This is a genomic window from Kitasatospora sp. NBC_01539 (assembly GCF_045040525.1).
Classification (GTDB): domain Bacteria; phylum Actinomycetota; class Actinomycetes; order Streptomycetales; family Streptomycetaceae; genus Kitasatospora.
This window is the reverse complement of the sequence record NZ_CP109390.1, coordinates 4290914-4306508: the sequence shown is the minus strand read 5'-3', so window position 1 is coordinate 4306508 and position 15595 is coordinate 4290914. Positions and strand designations below refer to the sequence as shown.

At 73.3% G+C, this 15595-nt stretch carries 13 protein-coding genes and 2 pseudogenes; 7 read left to right on the top strand and 8 right to left on the bottom strand.

Features of this window, described 5'->3' with window-relative positions:
* The 5 genes from OG335_RS18560 (at position 1) to OG335_RS18540 (ending at position 9961) form a co-directional block, all read left to right on the top strand.
* A complete protein-coding gene (locus OG335_RS18560) occupies positions 1-1551 on the top strand; it encodes a sensor histidine kinase (protein ID WP_405012233.1) in 1551 nt (516 codons plus the stop codon).
* Between the two features lie 368 nt (positions 1552-1919).
* The gene (locus OG335_RS18555) at positions 1920-3461 is read left to right on the top strand and encodes a cytochrome ubiquinol oxidase subunit I (RefSeq protein ID WP_405012232.1); all 1542 of its coding nucleotides are present in this window, start codon (positions 1920-1922) and stop codon (positions 3459-3461) included.
* Positions 3462-3474: 13 nt separating this feature from the next.
* Positions 3475-4482, top strand: coding sequence for a cytochrome d ubiquinol oxidase subunit II (gene cydB / locus OG335_RS18550; RefSeq protein ID WP_405012231.1), 1008 nt, complete (start codon positions 3475-3477; stop codon positions 4480-4482).
* Positions 4482-7955 (top strand): thiol reductant ABC exporter subunit CydD, encoded by a 3474-nt coding sequence (gene cydD, locus OG335_RS18545; protein ID WP_405012230.1) that lies wholly within the window; start codon positions 4482-4484, stop codon positions 7953-7955. Before cydB ends, cydD begins: the two co-directional genes overlap by 1 nt.
* Positions 7956-8101: 146 nt before the next feature.
* Positions 8102-9961 (top strand): GAF domain-containing protein, encoded by a 1860-nt coding sequence (locus OG335_RS18540; protein ID WP_405012229.1) that lies wholly within the window; start codon positions 8102-8104, stop codon positions 9959-9961.
* 24 nt (positions 9962-9985) lie between these two features.
* Here the strand turns inward: OG335_RS18540 and OG335_RS18535 are convergent, their stop codons facing one another.
* The 4 genes from OG335_RS18535 to OG335_RS18520 all read right to left on the bottom strand — a co-directional run bounded on the left by OG335_RS18535 (position 9986) and on the right by OG335_RS18520 (position 12588).
* Positions 9986-10513 carry a hypothetical protein gene (locus OG335_RS18535; RefSeq protein WP_405012228.1) on the bottom strand — a complete coding sequence of 176 codons (528 nt, stop codon included), beginning with the start codon at positions 10511-10513 and terminating at the stop codon, positions 9986-9988.
* Positions 10514-10622: 109 nt separating this feature from the next.
* Positions 10623-11453: an HAD family hydrolase gene (locus OG335_RS18530; RefSeq protein WP_405012227.1), complete on the bottom strand. Its 831-nt coding sequence runs from the start codon at positions 11451-11453 to the stop codon at positions 10623-10625.
* A 380-nt stretch (positions 11454-11833) separates the two neighbouring features.
* Positions 11834-12226, bottom strand: coding sequence for a type II toxin-antitoxin system VapC family toxin (locus tag OG335_RS18525; protein ID WP_405012226.1), 393 nt, complete (start codon positions 12224-12226; stop codon positions 11834-11836).
* Positions 12223-12588 carry a hypothetical protein gene (locus tag OG335_RS18520; protein WP_405012225.1) on the bottom strand — a complete coding sequence of 122 codons (366 nt, stop codon included), beginning with the start codon at positions 12586-12588 and terminating at the stop codon, positions 12223-12225. The genes OG335_RS18525 and OG335_RS18520 overlap by 4 nt, the downstream gene beginning before the upstream one ends.
* On the opposite strand from OG335_RS18520, the pseudogene OG335_RS18515 reads away from it, so the two are divergent.
* A pseudogene (locus tag OG335_RS18515) lies at positions 12575-12817 on the top strand (LLM class flavin-dependent oxidoreductase); the annotation flags it as partial. The gene OG335_RS18520 and the pseudogene OG335_RS18515 sit on opposite strands and share 14 nt — an antisense overlap.
* 48 nt (positions 12818-12865) lie before the next feature.
* Here OG335_RS18515 and OG335_RS18510 read toward each other — a convergent pair.
* Both OG335_RS18510 and OG335_RS18505 read right to left on the bottom strand, forming a co-directional pair.
* Positions 12866-13267, bottom strand: a complete 402-nt coding sequence (locus OG335_RS18510) for a DNA-binding protein (RefSeq protein WP_405012224.1) — start codon at positions 13265-13267, stop codon at positions 12866-12868.
* Entirely contained in the window at positions 13264-13512 is a 249-nt protein-coding gene (locus tag OG335_RS18505) for a hypothetical protein (RefSeq protein WP_405012223.1), read from the bottom strand. Before OG335_RS18505 ends, OG335_RS18510 begins: the two co-directional genes overlap by 4 nt.
* A 62-nt stretch (positions 13513-13574) precedes the next feature.
* On the opposite strand from OG335_RS18505, the pseudogene OG335_RS18500 reads away from it, so the two are divergent.
* Positions 13575-13814 (top strand): annotated as a pseudogene (locus tag OG335_RS18500) (LLM class flavin-dependent oxidoreductase); the annotation flags it as partial.
* Positions 13815-13902: 88 nt separating this feature from the next.
* On the opposite strand, the gene OG335_RS18495 reads toward OG335_RS18500, so the two are convergent.
* Both OG335_RS18495 and OG335_RS18490 read right to left on the bottom strand, forming a co-directional pair.
* Positions 13903-14550 carry a hypothetical protein gene (locus OG335_RS18495; protein ID WP_405012222.1) on the bottom strand — a complete coding sequence of 216 codons (648 nt, stop codon included), beginning with the start codon at positions 14548-14550 and terminating at the stop codon, positions 13903-13905.
* 9 nt (positions 14551-14559) lie between these two features.
* The gene (locus OG335_RS18490; protein WP_405012221.1) at positions 14560-15273 is read right to left on the bottom strand and encodes a hypothetical protein; all 714 of its coding nucleotides are present in this window, start codon (positions 15271-15273) and stop codon (positions 14560-14562) included.
* Positions 15274-15595: the final 322 nt, after the last annotated feature.

Below are 15595 nucleotides of genomic sequence, written 5' to 3'. Positions count from 1 at the left end.
ATGGCCCGGCTCTCGCTGCGGGTCCGACTCCTCGTGCTGGCCCTGCTGCTCGTCACCACCGGCCTGGTGGTCAGCGACACCCTCGTGATCGGCACGGTGGAGTCCCAGCTGGTGGACCGCACCGACCAGCAGCTGGCACGCTACGGCGAGCCGCTGTCCCGGCGCGTCCCCGGCCGCCCGGCGGCGACGGCCGGTCAGACCGCGGGCACGGGCACGGGCATGGGTACGGGCACGGGTCAGGCGGCGGGTACGGGCACGGCCGCCGGCGCGGGTACCGGCCAGGGCGCCGGACGGCGCATCACGCAGTTCCTGCCCAGCCAGTACGTCGTCCACTACCTCGCGGCCGACGGCGGCCTGCAGGTGGTGCTCCGCCAGCCGATCTCGGAGTCCGACGCGGCGCCCGCCCTCGGCCGGCTGAGCGGCGCCACCCTGGCGGCCCGTCAGCGGACCGCCTTCGACGTCCCGGCCGAGCACGGCTCGGGCACCTGGCGGGTCCTGGTGCTGCCCGTCGACCCGGCCGCCGCGGCGACCGGCACCGCGGCCACCACCGCCCCGCTGCCCTCGTACGTGCTGGTCGCGGTCTCGCTGGACGACGTCGAGGAGACCGTCGACCACCTGCGCACCGCCTTCCTCGCGATCGGCGGCGCCGTGCTGCTGCTCATCGCCGTGCTCGGCCTGTTCGCCGTACGCGCCGGGCTGGCCCCGCTGCGCCGGATCGAGGAGGGCGCCGCCCGGATCGCCGCGGGCGAACTCTCGCACCGCATGCCGGAGCTGGCCGCCGGTACGGAGGTCGGCCGGCTGTCGGCGGCACTGAACGGCATGCTGGCGCAGATCGAGGCGGCGTTCGCGGTGCGCGCGGAGTCGGAGGCGCGGATGCGCCGGTTCGTCGCGGACGCCTCGCACGAGCTGCGCACCCCGCTGGCGGGCATCAGGGGCTTCGCCGAGCTGCACCGGATGGGCGCGCTGCCGGACACCGACCGGGCGATGGACCGGATCGAGGCCGAGGCCGTGCGGATGGGCGGGCTCGTCGAGGACCTGCTGATGCTGGCCCGCCTCGACGAGGAGCGCCCGCTCGACCTCGCGCCGATGGACCTGCGCACCCTCGCAGCCGACGCCCTGCACGACCTGACGGCGCTCGACCCGGGCCGCCCGGTCTCGCTGACCGGGCCGGACGGCACCGGCGCCCCGCAGGCCGCGCCGGTGCTGGGCGACGAGGCCCGGCTGCGGCAGGTGGTGACCAACCTGGTGGGCAACGCGGTCAAGCACACGCCCTCGGGCACCGCGGTGCGGATCGGCGTCGGCTCGGTCGACGGCGGCTGCCTGCTGGAGGTCGCCGACCGCGGACCGGGCCTGGCGGAGCATCAGGCGCTCCAGGTCTTCGAGCGGTTCTACCGGGTGGACGCCTCGCGGACGCGCCGGGAGGGCGGGGGAGCGGGGCTCGGCCTCGCCATCGCCTCGGCCCTGGTGCACGCGCACGGCGGCACCCTGACCCTGGACACCGCCCCGGGCGCCGGTGCGGCCTTCCGGGTGCGCCTGCCGCGCCAGGTCTGACCCACAGCGACCCGCGCCCGGCCTGCGCTCGGCCCGCGCCCAGGGCGGTCGGCCCGCGGCGGGCCCGTGGTGCGGCCGCCGTGGCAGCGCCGGGTGGCGGCTGTCAAGTGCCGTGGCGTCGAAGGGCCGTGCCGACGCGTTGCTTGTGACCCCCGACCGTCTCATCGGATCATCCGACAGGCGGACCAGCAGGGATATCCGCCGGTCCGAAAAGCACACCCCGCCGATTCGGCCTCCGTAGGCATGGTGCATACTGCGCTTGTGAACGTGTTCACTTTCACAAGCGGGCAAGCTTGGCATGGTTCGGTACGGATGCGTGCTAAGGACGGTTTTGTCCGACACGAGCGATTTCGACAGGAGCGGGTGCAGTGGACCTAGCAATCGCACACGAGACCGTTGCGCGATGGCAGTTCGGCATCACCACCGTCTACCACTTCCTCTTCGTGCCCCTGACCATCAGCCTGGCCGCCTTCGTCGCGGGCCTGGAGACGGCCTGGGTGCGCACCGGGCGGGAGAAGTACTTCCACGCCACCAAGTTCTGGGGCAAGCTCTTCCTGATCAACATCGCCATGGGCGTGGTCACCGGCATCGTCCAGGAGTTCCAGTTCGGCATGAACTGGTCCGACTACTCGCGCTTCGTCGGCGACGTCTTCGGCGCCCCGCTCGCGATGGAGGCGCTGATCGCCTTCTTCTTCGAGTCGACCTTCATCGGCCTGTGGATCTTCGGCTGGGACCGGCTGCCCAAGAAGATCCACTGCGCCTGCATCTGGATGGTCGCGATCGGCACCGCGCTCTCCGCGTACTTCATCCTCGCGGCCAACTCCTGGATGCAGCACCCCGTCGGCTACCGGGTCGACCCGGCCACCGGCAAGGCCCGGCTCACCGACATCGGCCGGGTGCTGTTCCAGAACACCACGCTCGTCCAGGTCTCCCACACCCTGACCGCGGCCTTCCTCACCGGAGCGGCCTTCGTCGTCGGCATCGCCTCGTACCACCTCTGGCGGTCCAAGCGCGGCAAGGTGCCGGACGGCCGGAAGACCGCGGCCATGCGCACCTCGCTGCGGGTCGGCCTGGCCATGGCCGTCGTCGCCGGCCTCGGCACCGCCGTCAGCGGCGACTCCCTCGCCAAGGTGATGTTCGAGCAGCAGCCGATGAAGATGGCAGCCGCCGAGGCCCTGTGGGACACCCAGGCGCCCGCCCCGTTCTCGATCTTCGCGGTCGGCGACGTCTCCGAGGGTCACAACTCGGTCGAGCTGGAGATCCCGGGGATACTGTCCTTCCTCGCCCACAGCGACTTCTCCACCGCCGTCCCCGGCATCAACGACACCGCCGCCGCCGAGGCCGCGAAGTACGGCGGGCAGCCCGAGGACTACATCCCCAGCATCTTCGTCACCTACTGGGGCTTCCGCCTCATGATCGGCTTCGGGATGTCCTCCTTCGTCGCCGCGCTGATCGGCCTGTGGACCACCCGGCGGAAGTTCTGGCTCGCCGAGGAGTACCGCACCGGCGAGGAGGAGGCACCCCGCCTGATGCTGACGAAGCACCGGGAGATGAGCACCTTCTTCACCCGGTGGAGCTGGCGGATCGGCATCCTCACCATGGGCTTCCCGCTGATCGCCAACAGCTTCGGCTGGATCTTCACCGAGATGGGCCGGCAGCCGTGGGTCGTCTTCGGCCTCATGAAGACCGCGGACGCATCCTCCCCCAGCGTCGGCGTCGGGATGCAGACCGCCGGCCTGGTCACCCTCACCGCGCTGTACGCGATCCTCGCGGTCATCGAGGTCGGACTGCTCGTCAAGTACGCCAAGCCCGGCCCGGACACGTCCGAGCGGCCGCCCGCGCAGGACCCCGTCCTCCGCGGCCCGTCCGGCGGCGACGACGCCGACAAGCCCCTCGCCTTCGCCTACTGAGGACGGAAACGGCATGCACCTCCACGACCTCTGGTTCATCCTCATCGCCGTCCTCTGGACCGGCTACTTCTTCCTCGAAGGCTTCGACTTCGGCATCGGCATCCTCACCCGGCTGCTCGCCCGCGGCACCACCGAGCGGCGCGTCCTCATCAACACCATCGGCCCGGTCTGGGACGGCAACGAGGTCTGGCTGCTCACCGCGGGCGGCGCCACCTTCGCGGCCTTCCCCGACTGGTACGCCACGCTGTTCAGCGGCTTCTACCTGCCGCTGCTGGTCATCCTGGTCTGCCTGATCGTCCGCGGCGTCGCCTTCGAGTACCGGGCCAAGCGCACCGAGGAGCGCTGGCAGCGGAACTGGGAGCAGGCCATCTTCTGGACCTCCCTCCTCCCCGCCTTCCTGTGGGGCGTCGCCTTCGCCAACATCGTCCACGGCGTCGACATCGACGCGCAGAAGAACTACACCGGCACCTTCTGGGACCTCCTCGGCCCGTACGCGATCCTCGGCGGCCTCACCACCCTCGTGCTGTTCACCTTCCACGGCGCGGTCTTCGCCGCGCTCAAGACGGTCGGCGACATCCGCACCCGGGCCCGCGCCCTGGCGCTCCAGCTCGGGCTCGGCGCCGCCGTCCTCGCCGCGGCGTTCCTGATCTGGACCCAGGCGCACTCCGGCGACGCCTGGAGCCTCGCCGCCCTCGTCGTCGCCGTGGCCGCCCTGCTCGGCGCCCTGGCGGCCAACCAGGCCGGCCGCGAGGGATGGGCGTTCGGACTGTCCGGTGCGACGATCGCCGCCACGGTCGCGATGCTCTTCCTCGCGCTCTTCCCCGACGTCATGCCCTCCACCCTCGACCCGGCGTGGAGCCTCACCGTCACCAACTCCGCCTCCTCGCCCTACACCCTCAAGGTCATGACGGTCGTCGCGCTCGTCTTCACCCCGATCGTCCTGCTCTACCAGGCGTGGACGTACTGGGTGTTCCGCAAGCGGATCGGTGTCCAGCACATCCCCGCGGCCGTGCAGCACTGATGAAGCCCGTCGACCCCCGGCTGCTGCGGTACGCCGCCGCCACCCGCGCCTTCCTCGCCGGCTCCGTCCTGCTCGGCGGGGCCGGCGCCGTCCTCACCGTCGTCCAGGCCGGCCTGATCGCCGAGATCGTCGTCCGCGCCTTCCAGCAGCACGCGTACGGCCTCACCGGTCCGCTGCTCGCCCTCGCCGCCACCGCAGCCGGACGGGCCGCGGTGGCCTGGCTGACCGAACTGACCGCCCACCGCTCGGTCGCCCGGGTCAAGTCCGAGCTGCGCGGCCGGCTGCTGGCGCACGCCACCGCCCTCGGCCCCGACCGCCTCGACGCCCGCCGCACCGGGGAGCTCGCCACCCTCGCCACCCGCGGCATCGACGCGCTCGACGACTACTTCGCCCGCTACCTCCCGCAGCTGGCCCTCGCCGTCGTCGTGCCCGCCGTGGTGCTCGCCCGCATCCTCGGCGCCGACTGGGCCTCGGCCGCGATCATCGCCGGCACCCTGCCGCTGATCCCGCTGTTCATGGTGCTGATCGGCCTCGCCACGCAGTCCCGGATGGACCGCCAGTGGGACCACCTCGCCCGGCTCTCCCACCACTTCCTCGACGTCGTCGCGGGCCTGCCCACCCTCAAGGTGTTCGGCCGCGCCAAGGCCCAGGCCCGCACCATCGCGCGGATCACCGACGACCACCGCCGCGCGACGATGCGCACCCTGCGGATCGCCTTCGTCTCCTCCTTCGCCCTGGAGCTGCTCTCCACGCTCTCCGTCGCCCTGGTCGCCGTCGGCATCGGTTTCCGGCTCGTCGACGGCACCCTCGGCCTGGAGACCGGCCTGCTGGTGCTCGTCCTCGCCCCCGAGGTGTACCTGCCGCTCCGCCAGGTCGGCGCGCTCTACCACTCCAGCGCCGAGGGCCTCACCGCCGCCGGACAGGTCTTCGAGGTGCTGGAGACCCCGCTGCCCGCCGCCGGCCGCCGGCCCGCCCCCGCCCTCGGCACCGCCGTGATCACCCTCGACGGCGTCACCGTCACCCGGCCCGGCCGGGCCGCGCCCGCGCCCGACGGCGCCACCCTCACCCTGCTGCCCGGCACCACCACCGCCCTCACCGGCCCCAGCGGCGCCGGGAAGTCCACCCTGCTCGCCGTCCTCCTCGGCCTGACCCCGCCCGACGCCGGCACCGTCCGCGTCGCCGGGCACGACCTCGCCGACCTCGACCCCGCCACCTGGCGTCAGCAGATCGCCTGGGTGCCCCAGCACCCGCACCTCTTCGCCGGCACCGTCGCCGACAACGTCCGGCTCGCCCGGCCGGAGGCCACCGACGCCGAGGTCCACGCCGCCCTCGCCGCCGCCCACGCCCTCGACTTCGCCGACCCCGCCGCGACCGTCGGCGAGGGCGGCGCCGGGCTCTCCGCCGGCCAGCGGCAGCGCCTCGCCCTCGCCCGCGCCCTGCTCGCCGACCGGCCGCTGCTGCTGCTCGACGAGCCCACCGCCCACCTCGACGGTGCGAGCGAGGCCGCGGTCGTCGAGGCCGTCCGCGCCCTGCGCGGCACCCGCACCGTGCTGCTCGTCGCCCACCGGCCCGCGCTGCTGGCCGCCGCCGACCACCGGCACCACCTGCCCGGCCCGGCCGCACCCGCGCCGGCCGCCCCGCACGCCGACGTCCCCGCCGCCCGCACCCCCGCCGCCGTACGGCCCCGGCCCGCCGTCCCCGCCGGGCCGGCGGAGACCGGACCGGCCCCCGCCACCCGGCCCCGGCTGGCCTCGGCGGTGCTGCTCGGCACCCTCGCCCTCGGCTGCGCGGTCGCGCTGCTCGGCACCTCCGGCTGGCTGATCTCGCGCGCCTCCCAGATGCCGCCCGTGCTGTACCTCATGGTCGCCGTCACCTCCGTGCGCGCCTTCGGCATCGGCCGTTCCGTCTTCCGGTACGCCGAACGGCTGGTCTCCCACGACGCCGTCCTGAGGGCGCTCGCCGGCATCCGCACCGACGTCCACCGCCGCCTCGAACGCCTCGCCCCGGCCGGCCTGCCCGCGTTCCGCCGCGGCGACCTGCTCGCCCGGCTGGTCGCCGACGTCGACGCCGTCCAGGACCACCACCTGCGCTGGCGGCTGCCCGCCGCCGTCGCCCTGCTCGTGTCGGCGGGCTCGGCCGCCGCCCTCGGCCTGCTGCTGCCCGCCGCCGGGGCGGTCCTCGCCGTCGGGCTGCTGCTCGGCGGCGCCGCCGTCCCCGCGCTCGCGACCCGGCTCTCCGGCCGCGCCGACCGCCGCCGCGCCACCGCCCGCGGCGAGCTCGCCACCGCCGTCGTCGACACCCTCACGGGCACCGCCGAGCTCACCGTCGCCGGCGCCCTGCCCCGGCGGCTCGCCGCCGCCCGTGCCGCGGACGCGCGCCTCACCGCCCTCGACGCCCGCTCCGCCGCCGGTGCCGCCCTCGGCGCCGGCCTCACCGCGCTCGTCACCGGCGCGACCCTCGTCGCGAGCGCCGCCGCCGGTGTGCACGGCGTGGCCACCGGTGCCCTGCCCGGGGTGTGCCTGGCCGTCGTGGTCCTCACCCCGCTCGCCGCGTTCGAGGCGGTCGCCGGCATGCCCACCGCCGTCCGGTACCGCGAGCGCAGCCGCACGGCCCGCGCCCGGCTGGACGAGGTGCTCGCCGCCCCCGTGCCCGTCGCGGAGCCGGACGCCCCCGCCCCACTGCCCGACGAGGTGCTGCCCGTCACCGTCCGCGGCCTCGCCGCCCGCTGGCCCGGGCAGCAGCGGGACGCCCTCCACGGCATCGACCTCGACCTCACCGCCGGCCGCCGGATCGCCGTCGTCGGCCCGTCCGGCTCCGGCAAGACCACCCTCGCCCACGCCCTGCTCCGCCTGCTCGACCAGCACGCCGGCACCGTCACCCTCGGCCCGGACGCCGTCGACACCCGCACCCTCGACGGCGACGACGTCCGCCGCGTCATCGGCCTCTGCGCCCAGGACGCCCACGTCTTCGACAGCTCGCTCCGGGAGAACCTGCGCCTCGCCCGCCCCGACGCCGACGAGTCGGACCTGCGCGGAGCCCTCGCCGCCGCCCGGCTCCTCGACTGGACGGACACCCTGCCCGACGGCCTCGACACCATGGTCGGAGAACACGGCGCCCGCCTCTCCGGCGGCCAGCGGCAGCGCCTCGCCCTCGCCCGCGCCCTCCTCGCCGACTTCCCCGTCCTCGTCCTCGACGAGCCCGCCGAACACCTCGACCTGCCCACCGCCGACGCCCTCACCGCCGACCTCCTCGCCGCCACCGCGGGCCGCACCACCCTGCTCGTCACCCACCGCCTCGCCGGGCTCGACGACGACACCGTCGACGAGGTGATCGTGCTCGACGGCGGCCGCGTCGCCGAACGCGGCCGCTGGTCGGAACTGACCGCACGCCGGGACGGCCTGCTCGCCGCCCTCCACCACCGCGAACAGGCCGCCGACCTCCTCGCCGTACCCGCCCCGGCCCTCACCGCGTGACCCCGGCCGACGGGCCCGCTCCGCCACCCGGCCGACCTGCACCGCCGACCGGCCGCCGCGGTCGGGACGCACCGGGGGCGCCTGCCCCTCGGCCCCTGCCCCTCGGCCCCGGGCACGAGCCGGCCACCGGGCCTAGGCTCGGCCTCATGGAGCCGTCAGCCGAAAACGGACCGCCGGCCGTCCGGGCCTCGCACCGCGTGCCGGAGATCGCCTCGCTCGGGCTGGACACGCTCGTCACCGAGGTCTCCGAACGCCTGCAGTCCGCGGCGGCCGTCACCGACCGGATGCAGCGCCTGCTGGAGGCCGTCGTCTCGGTCGGCTCCGGCCTCGACCTGCACGCCACCCTGGAACGCATCGCCGCCGGCGCCGCCGAACTCGTCGACGCCGACTACGCCGCCCTCGGCGTCGTCTCCCCGCACGGCACCGGACTCTCCGACTTCATCCACGTCGGCATCGACGACACCACCGCCGACCGGATCGGCGGGCTCCCCTCCGGCCGCGGCATCCTCGGCGCCCTCATCGACCGCCCCGAACCCCTCCGGCTGACCGACCTCCGCGACGACCCGCGCTCCTCCGGCTTCCCGCCGCACCACCCGCCGATGACCTCGTTCCTCGGCGTGCCGATCCGGGTGCGCGGTGAGGTCTTCGGCAACCTCTACCTCACCGAGAAGCAGGGCGGCGGCGCCTTCACCCCCGAGGACGAGCAGGTGGTGCTGGCCCTCGCCACCGCCGCCGGCGTCGCCATCGAGAACGCCCGACTCTACGAGGCGGGCCGCCGGCGCGAACGGTGGATCGCCGGTGCGGCCGCCGTCACCACCGCCCTGCTCTCCGCCGACGAGGCCGAGGTGGCGCTCACCGTCGCCGCCGAGCAGGTCCGCGAACTCGCCGACGGCGCGCTCGGCATGATCCTGCTGCCCGCCGGCAGCGGCCAGATGCGGGTCGCCCACGCCTCCGGCGAGGCCGCCGAGTACGTCCGCGGCGAGCTCATGCCGGAGGGCAGCTTCGCCGGACGCCTGCTGGCCGGCGAGAGCGTCCACTTCGAGGACATGTCCACCCACCCGGGTGTGGTGATCCGGCTCGCCCGCCGCTTCGGCCCGTCGCTGGCGGTGCCGATGGTCTCCGCCGGGCGGGTGCTCGGCGGCCTGGCGATCTGGCGCAACCGCGGCACCGTGCCGTTCAGCGAGAGCGAGAAACAGCTCGCCCAGACCTTCGCCTCGCAGGCCGCCCTCGCGCTCCGGCTCGCCGAGGGCCAGCGCGACCAGCAGCGCCTCGCCGTCTTCCAGGACCGCGACCGCATCGCCCGCGACCTCCACGACCTCGTCATCCAGAGGCTGTTCGCGACCGGCATGATGCTGGAGGGCGCCGCCCGGCGGGCCGTCGTCCCCGAGGTGCAGGACGGCATCGGCAAGGCCGTCGACGAACTCGACGCCACCATCCAGGAGGTCCGCACCACCATCTACGCCCTGCAGCACGACACCGGGGACGAACCCGACACGCTGCGCACCCGGGTCCTGCGCGAGGCCAGCCAGGCCGCCGCCGCCCTCGGCTTCAAGCCCTCCGTCGGCTTCACCGGCCCGGTCGAGAGCCTCGTCGACGACCCCACGGCCCGCCAACTGCTCGCCGCACTGCGCGAGATGCTCTCCAACGCGGCCCGGCACGCCCGGGCCTCCCGGGTGACGGTCGGGCTCGCCGCCCCCGTCCACCTCGACGACGAGGGCCGTCCGATCACCGACGGCCCGGCAGTCGACGGTCCGATCACCAGCGGTCCGATCACCGGCGGTCCGATCACCGACGGTCCGATCACCGACGGTCCGGCCGCGGAGGAGGGCGGCAGGCCCGGGGTGCTGCTCACCGTCACCGACGACGGGGTCGGCATCCCGGAGGGCGGCCGCCGCAGCGGCCTGCGCAACCTCAGCCGGCGCGCCGAGGCCCTCGGCGGCGACACCTGGCACGAACCGGGCCCGCGCGGCCGCGGCACCACCGTCCGCTGGACGGCCCGGCTCTGACCGGCGGGCCGGGCCGCCGACCGGTCAGGAACCGGGACGCTCGGCGATCGCCGTCACCCGGCCGGCCTGGTCGAGGGTCAGCTCCCAGGTGCTCCCGGAGAGGCAGGCCGGCGTGTCCGGCCGGCCTGCGAGGCAGGTGCCGAGGTGCTCGACGAGGCGGGTGACCGCGACCTGCTGAGGGGCGCCGGCACCGGCCAGCGTCGCGGCGGCACCCGCCGCGACGGTGTACGTCCGCTCCTGTCCGCTCGGCTGCCAGCCGCGCCCGCACGCGTACACCGCGTCCCGTGCGGTGAGCTGCGTCGCCGACGCCGGCCTGCGCTCGACCGCCACCATCCGGTGGCCGCTCGGCACCACCGACGCGCGGCACGACCTCGTCGGGGACGCCGTCGCGGTGGACGTCCTGGTCGACGTCGGGTGCGAGGTCGACCCGGTCTTGTGCGAACCGGACCTGTGCTTGGACTTGCCGCTGCCCGTCCCGCAGGCGGTGAGCGACAGCGCGGCGGTCACCGCCACGGCGGCGGCGACGACCCGGACGGCTCGGTGCGTGGTCACGATGGTGGATCCCCCCGTCGGTGCGCGGCCGACCGGCCGCATCTGACGGGCATCCAATCTACCCACCGGGCAAGCCCGGTGGCCCGGGAGCCCCCGGATCGGCACAGGATCAGAACAGCGTCTCGATGACCGCCGCCACACCGTCGTCCTCGTTGCTGACCGTGTGCCGGGCGACCGCCGCGAGCACGTCCGGGTGCGCGTTCGCGACCGCGTACGAGTCACCGGCCCACGCCAGCATCTCCAGGTCGTTCGGCATGTCGCCGAACGCCACCACCTCGGAACGGTCGATGCCCTGTGCGGTGCACCAGCGGGCCAGCGTGCTCGCCTTCGTCACGCCCGCCGCACTGATCTCCAGCAGGCTGACCGGGCTCGACCGGGTGATCTCGGCCAGATGCCCGGCCGCCTCCCTGGCGAGGCCGAGGAAGAGGTCCGGGGCGAGCGCCGGGTGCTTCGCGAGCACCTTGAACAGGCCGTCCACCCGGCCCTCCGTGATCAGCTCCTCGGCCGACGCGACCGGGTGGTCCTTGTCCGACTCCCACATCACCAGGTCGTACTCCGGTTCGCGGGCGAACCCCCCGGGGAACTCGAAGGCGAACGCCGTCCCCGGCAGCCGCTCGCGCAACAGCCGGACGACCGCCAGCGCCTGCTCCGAGGCCAGCGGGAACGACTCCAGCAGCTCCCCGCGGTGCACGTCGACCACCGCACCGCCGTTCGAACAGATCGCGACACCGTGACCGCCGATGTGCCCGCTCAGCTGCGCCATCCAGCGCGGCGGCCGCCCGGTCACGAAGACCACCCGGAGGCCCGCCCGCTCGGCGGCGACCAGCGCCGCCGCCGTCCGGTCGGAGACCGTGCCGCCCCGGCACAGCAGCGTGCCGTCCAGGTCGGTGGCGATCAGGCGGGCACGGTGCGGGGTGCTGCGGTGCGGGGTGGCGGTCACCGCTCCATCTTCGCGCACCGGGCCGACGCCCGGGAGAGGTGCGGGACGGCCCCCCGTGTCCCGGACGGGCCGCGACGGGGTCCGACGGGGTCCGACTGGTCCGGCGGGGTGCTTCCCGGCAGCGGACGCGCCCGGTCCGCCCGTGGTTCTGGCGGCACTCGATGCGATGCAGGCCGGATTCGGCGACGGCGACCACCCTCAGGTGGGCGGCTGAGTCGCTTCGTGTCGTTGGTGACGACGATCCGCAAGCCGTCCGCCGCCGCCACCGCGACCGAGCGGATCCGGCTGGGCACCCTGGTGACCTCGGCCGATCCTCTTTCACCTATCGCAGCCCGACCCGCGAGAACGCGCTAAAGAGCCGCTACGGCACGCCGAGTCGGTCAGATCGGCTCGATCGCGATGCGGCGGTGACAGAGGCGGCGCAGATCGTCGACATCGCTGGTCACAACGGTCACGTCGCCGTGCTCCGCGTGCGCGGTGGCCGCGAGCATCGCGTCGATGGCGTACGTGTGGCCGTGCAGCTCCTCAGCTGTCAGCAGCTTGCTTGCCGCCCGTGCGATCTCCTCCGTGACGGGGCGCACCTTGGCGAGGGAGACCGCGTGGTCGAACGCCGCTTGCGGCACCTTGGGGTCGCGCGCCTCCACCAGGATGGCCGCACTCGTCACCACCAGAAGATCCAGCGTGCGGGCGACGTCCAGCCACACGGTCATGTCGCGATGTCGCCGGGACAGCTTGGAGAGGGCCTCGCTGTCGAGAACGAGCGTGCCGCTCACGCGGCATTCGCCGGGGTGGATCCTCCGCGGTGGGCGGCGTGGTGCGCGCGGATGCGCTCGGCCTTGGCAGCCGCCTCGGCCGGATCCACCGGGCCATGATCACTTTCGGCGGCCTCGATGTACTCGTCGATGGCTTCGCGCTGGAGCTGTCGTTGCACGGCCTCCTCGATGTAGGAGGAGACACCCTGCTTGCCCGCACGGGCGCGAATCGCTTCCAGCGTCTCGGCGCGCAGGGAGACGCTGGTGACTCGGGTCTTGCCAGGACGCGGCGTATCCATGGAAAAACTGTAGTACACGGTGTGTGAAGGTGTCGGCGATCGGCCCGGAAACACACGCAAGGTCGGCAGCATGCGCTTGAGCACCGTGATCCTCCCCATCCACCGGTGGGCCGAGGGGCAGAAGATCTGGCGGCGGGCCGAGGACCTCGGCTTCCACGTGGCCTACACCTACGACCACCTCTCCTGGCGGTCGTTCCGGGACGAGCCGTGGTTCGGGGCGGTCCCCACCCTGACGGCCGCCGCGACCGCCACCGAGCGGATCCGGCTCGGGACGCTCGTGACCTCGGTCAATCCTTTTTCACCCATCACGGTCTGACCTGCGGGAAGCCAGCGGAACAGCCAGGCTCCGCTACGCCGGGCCTCAGACCGCGATGAGCCGGACGCGGTCGCCGCAGAGCTTCGCCATGTCGTCGATGTCCGAGGTGAGCATGGCCACCGGTCCCGGCTGACGCAGCGCCATCTCGGCGACGGTCGCGTCAATCGCGTACTTGTGGCCATGCAGGCCGGTGTGCTTGAGCAATGCTGCGGAGGTCCTGGCGGCCTGTTCGGTGACGGCCTCGATCTTGACCTGCGACAGCACCCAGTTCAGCCGAGCTGAATTCACCCGTGCGTGCGAGATCTCCACGATGGTGTTCGCTCCGACCACCAGGCCGGCCGCCATGGAGTGAAAAGACCTGATCATCGCAAGCACGTCGCGGTCTTGTGAAATCCAGGCAGACACTCCCTGGGAGTCCAGCACGACGGTCTCAATGCGCTCGCTCACGCGGCGTTCGCCACACTGCCGGGCTCGGACGAACCGAAGATCCTCGCGTGCGCGGCAGCGAGCTCCTCTTCCGTGAACGCACCGTGCTCCTCCTCGTACCGGCGGAGCTCTTCGCCGAGCAACTGGTGCCTGATCTGTCGGGCGACCGCTTCGGCGACGTAGCCGGAGACGTTGTCCGTAAGCTTCTTCAACTCGGCCACCTGCTCAGTGGGCAGGGTGACCGTAATGCGCGTGGTGGCTGCCATGGGGCAAGCATACCGCTGGTATGCGCCGGCTTCGTCAGGCTTCGCCACATAAGGTCGGCAGCATGCGTCTGAGTACCGTGATCCTCCCCATCCACCGGTGGGCCGAGGGGCAGAAGATCTGGCGGCGGGCCGAGGACCTCGGCTTCCACGCGGCCTACACCTACGACCACCTGTCCTGGCGGACGTTCCGGGACGCGCCGTGGTTCGGGGCGGTCCCCACGCTGACGGCGGCCGCGACGGCCACCGAGCGGATCCGGCTGGGGACGCTCGTGACGTCGGTCAATCCTTTTTCACCCATCACGGCCTGACCTGCGAGAACGCGACGTAGGGGCCGAGGAGACGCGATGAAGGCGTCAGATCGGCTCGACCTGTCCTGCGTCGGGAGCGCGATCAGTGGACGTCGCGGCAGTGTTCGGCGGCCCGGTGGCCACCCTCGGACAAGGTGGCCAGCGTTGCGAGGGCGGCGGCGGCCGCAGTGTCGGGGAGGTCCGTCCGTTGGGCGAGGAACCGCACCCAGTGCGGCAGTAGCCGCTTGGCCCCGATGGTGGTCGGATGGTCGGGCATCCAGTCGTTGATCAGGCCGAGTTGGTGCTCGATCCGATGTGGTGACACCGAGTCGGCGGTGTCGGGCAGGGCGCCCTCCAGCCACTCGCCGACCAGTGCGTCCACGGCCTCCGGATCGGGTTCCTCGCCGTGCTCCTGTCGCAGCCAGGCGGAGAACGCCTCCACGGTCGGCGTGATGTCGATGTCCTGGTAGAGGTTGAGGGGCGTCGGCAGTGAGCTGCCGTGCCGCTGCAGGGCGTTGGACAGGTCGTGGATGCGCCGCAGGGCACGGAACCACTCGTCCCACACCGCCCGCGACTCAGTTCCGCGGATGGTGATCTCACTCAGGTCCACCTCGACGAGGCAGCGCAGTGCTTCCGTGTGGGCCTTGTCGAGTGGTTGCGGGACGCTGTCGGCGGCGGCCGCGCCGACGGCGGTGCGCCAGGCTGCGGCAGCCTGCTGGACGTCGTCGAAGGTGCCGCCTCCGGCGAGCACGACGAAGCCTCAGGCGTCGATGTCGAAGAGGCAGACAGCCGGGTCGGTGCCGTTCGGGTAGCTGGTGGCCGCGATGACGCCCAGCCGGCTGCCGTACACGTCGCGCATAGTCCACACGTCTCCGGTCATCAGCGGTTTCGCTGCCGAGCCGAGCCGGTCCGCCGAGTCCCTCCCGATGTCCGCGCCGTGCACGACCGGGTGCAGCCGGGACAGTGCCGCATCCGCCGTGTGCGCGATCGCGGGTGAGCCGACCGAAGTCAGGCCTTGCAGGAGCAGGTTGGCGGCCCGGCTGCCGGGCGCCCCGGCGACCGGCCGTTCCCGGGCCCGTCGCTCCGCCACGTCGATCAGTTCCTCGACCCAGTCGCCGAGGAAGAGGGAGTGCTCGCCCTGGACGGCCTTGTGGACGTGTGCTCCCAGCAGGCGAGCTGTCATGTCCTCCAGCTGACGGGGGCCCTGGGCGTCGAGCAACACCTCGGCGTCGTCGAGGAGCCCTTCGACGGACGGCCCGAACCAGTCGGGTCGCGCGGACCGCCCGCCCGCGAGCCGCTGCAGGAACGACAGGCCGGATGGATCCCCGAAGGGATTGCCGGTGCGGAGGTCCGACAGATCCAGCCGCTCGCGCGGGGTGGGGATGTTCTTCGGGGACGCCGGGTTGCCCGAACGCTTCTTGTTGCCCTGCTGCTTCTTGGTGTTCGACCTGCCGTTGCGGGACACGGGTGACATGGCGGACCTTCGCGGAGAACAGATGACGCTGTACTGCGGGGCAGGCCATCGCCATCGCCATCGCCCCGGACCGTGGCGGCGGATCAGGAGTACTACGCTCGATCGGGTTTTGATCGGTGAGGAGGCTGCGCCGCAGCCTCGGGTGAAGACCGGGTTGGGGGACCGCAGCAGGTACTCGCGCAGGTGCGGGAGGGGTGTCTCGCCAGCGGCCTGTGGGGCAGCCGGGTGGGTAGCGGTCACTGCGCGAGCTTGCCCACTCCGCTGCCTTACGCAGCGTGATCACTCTCCGACTGTCAGGCAACATATGCATTAAGCGCATGAT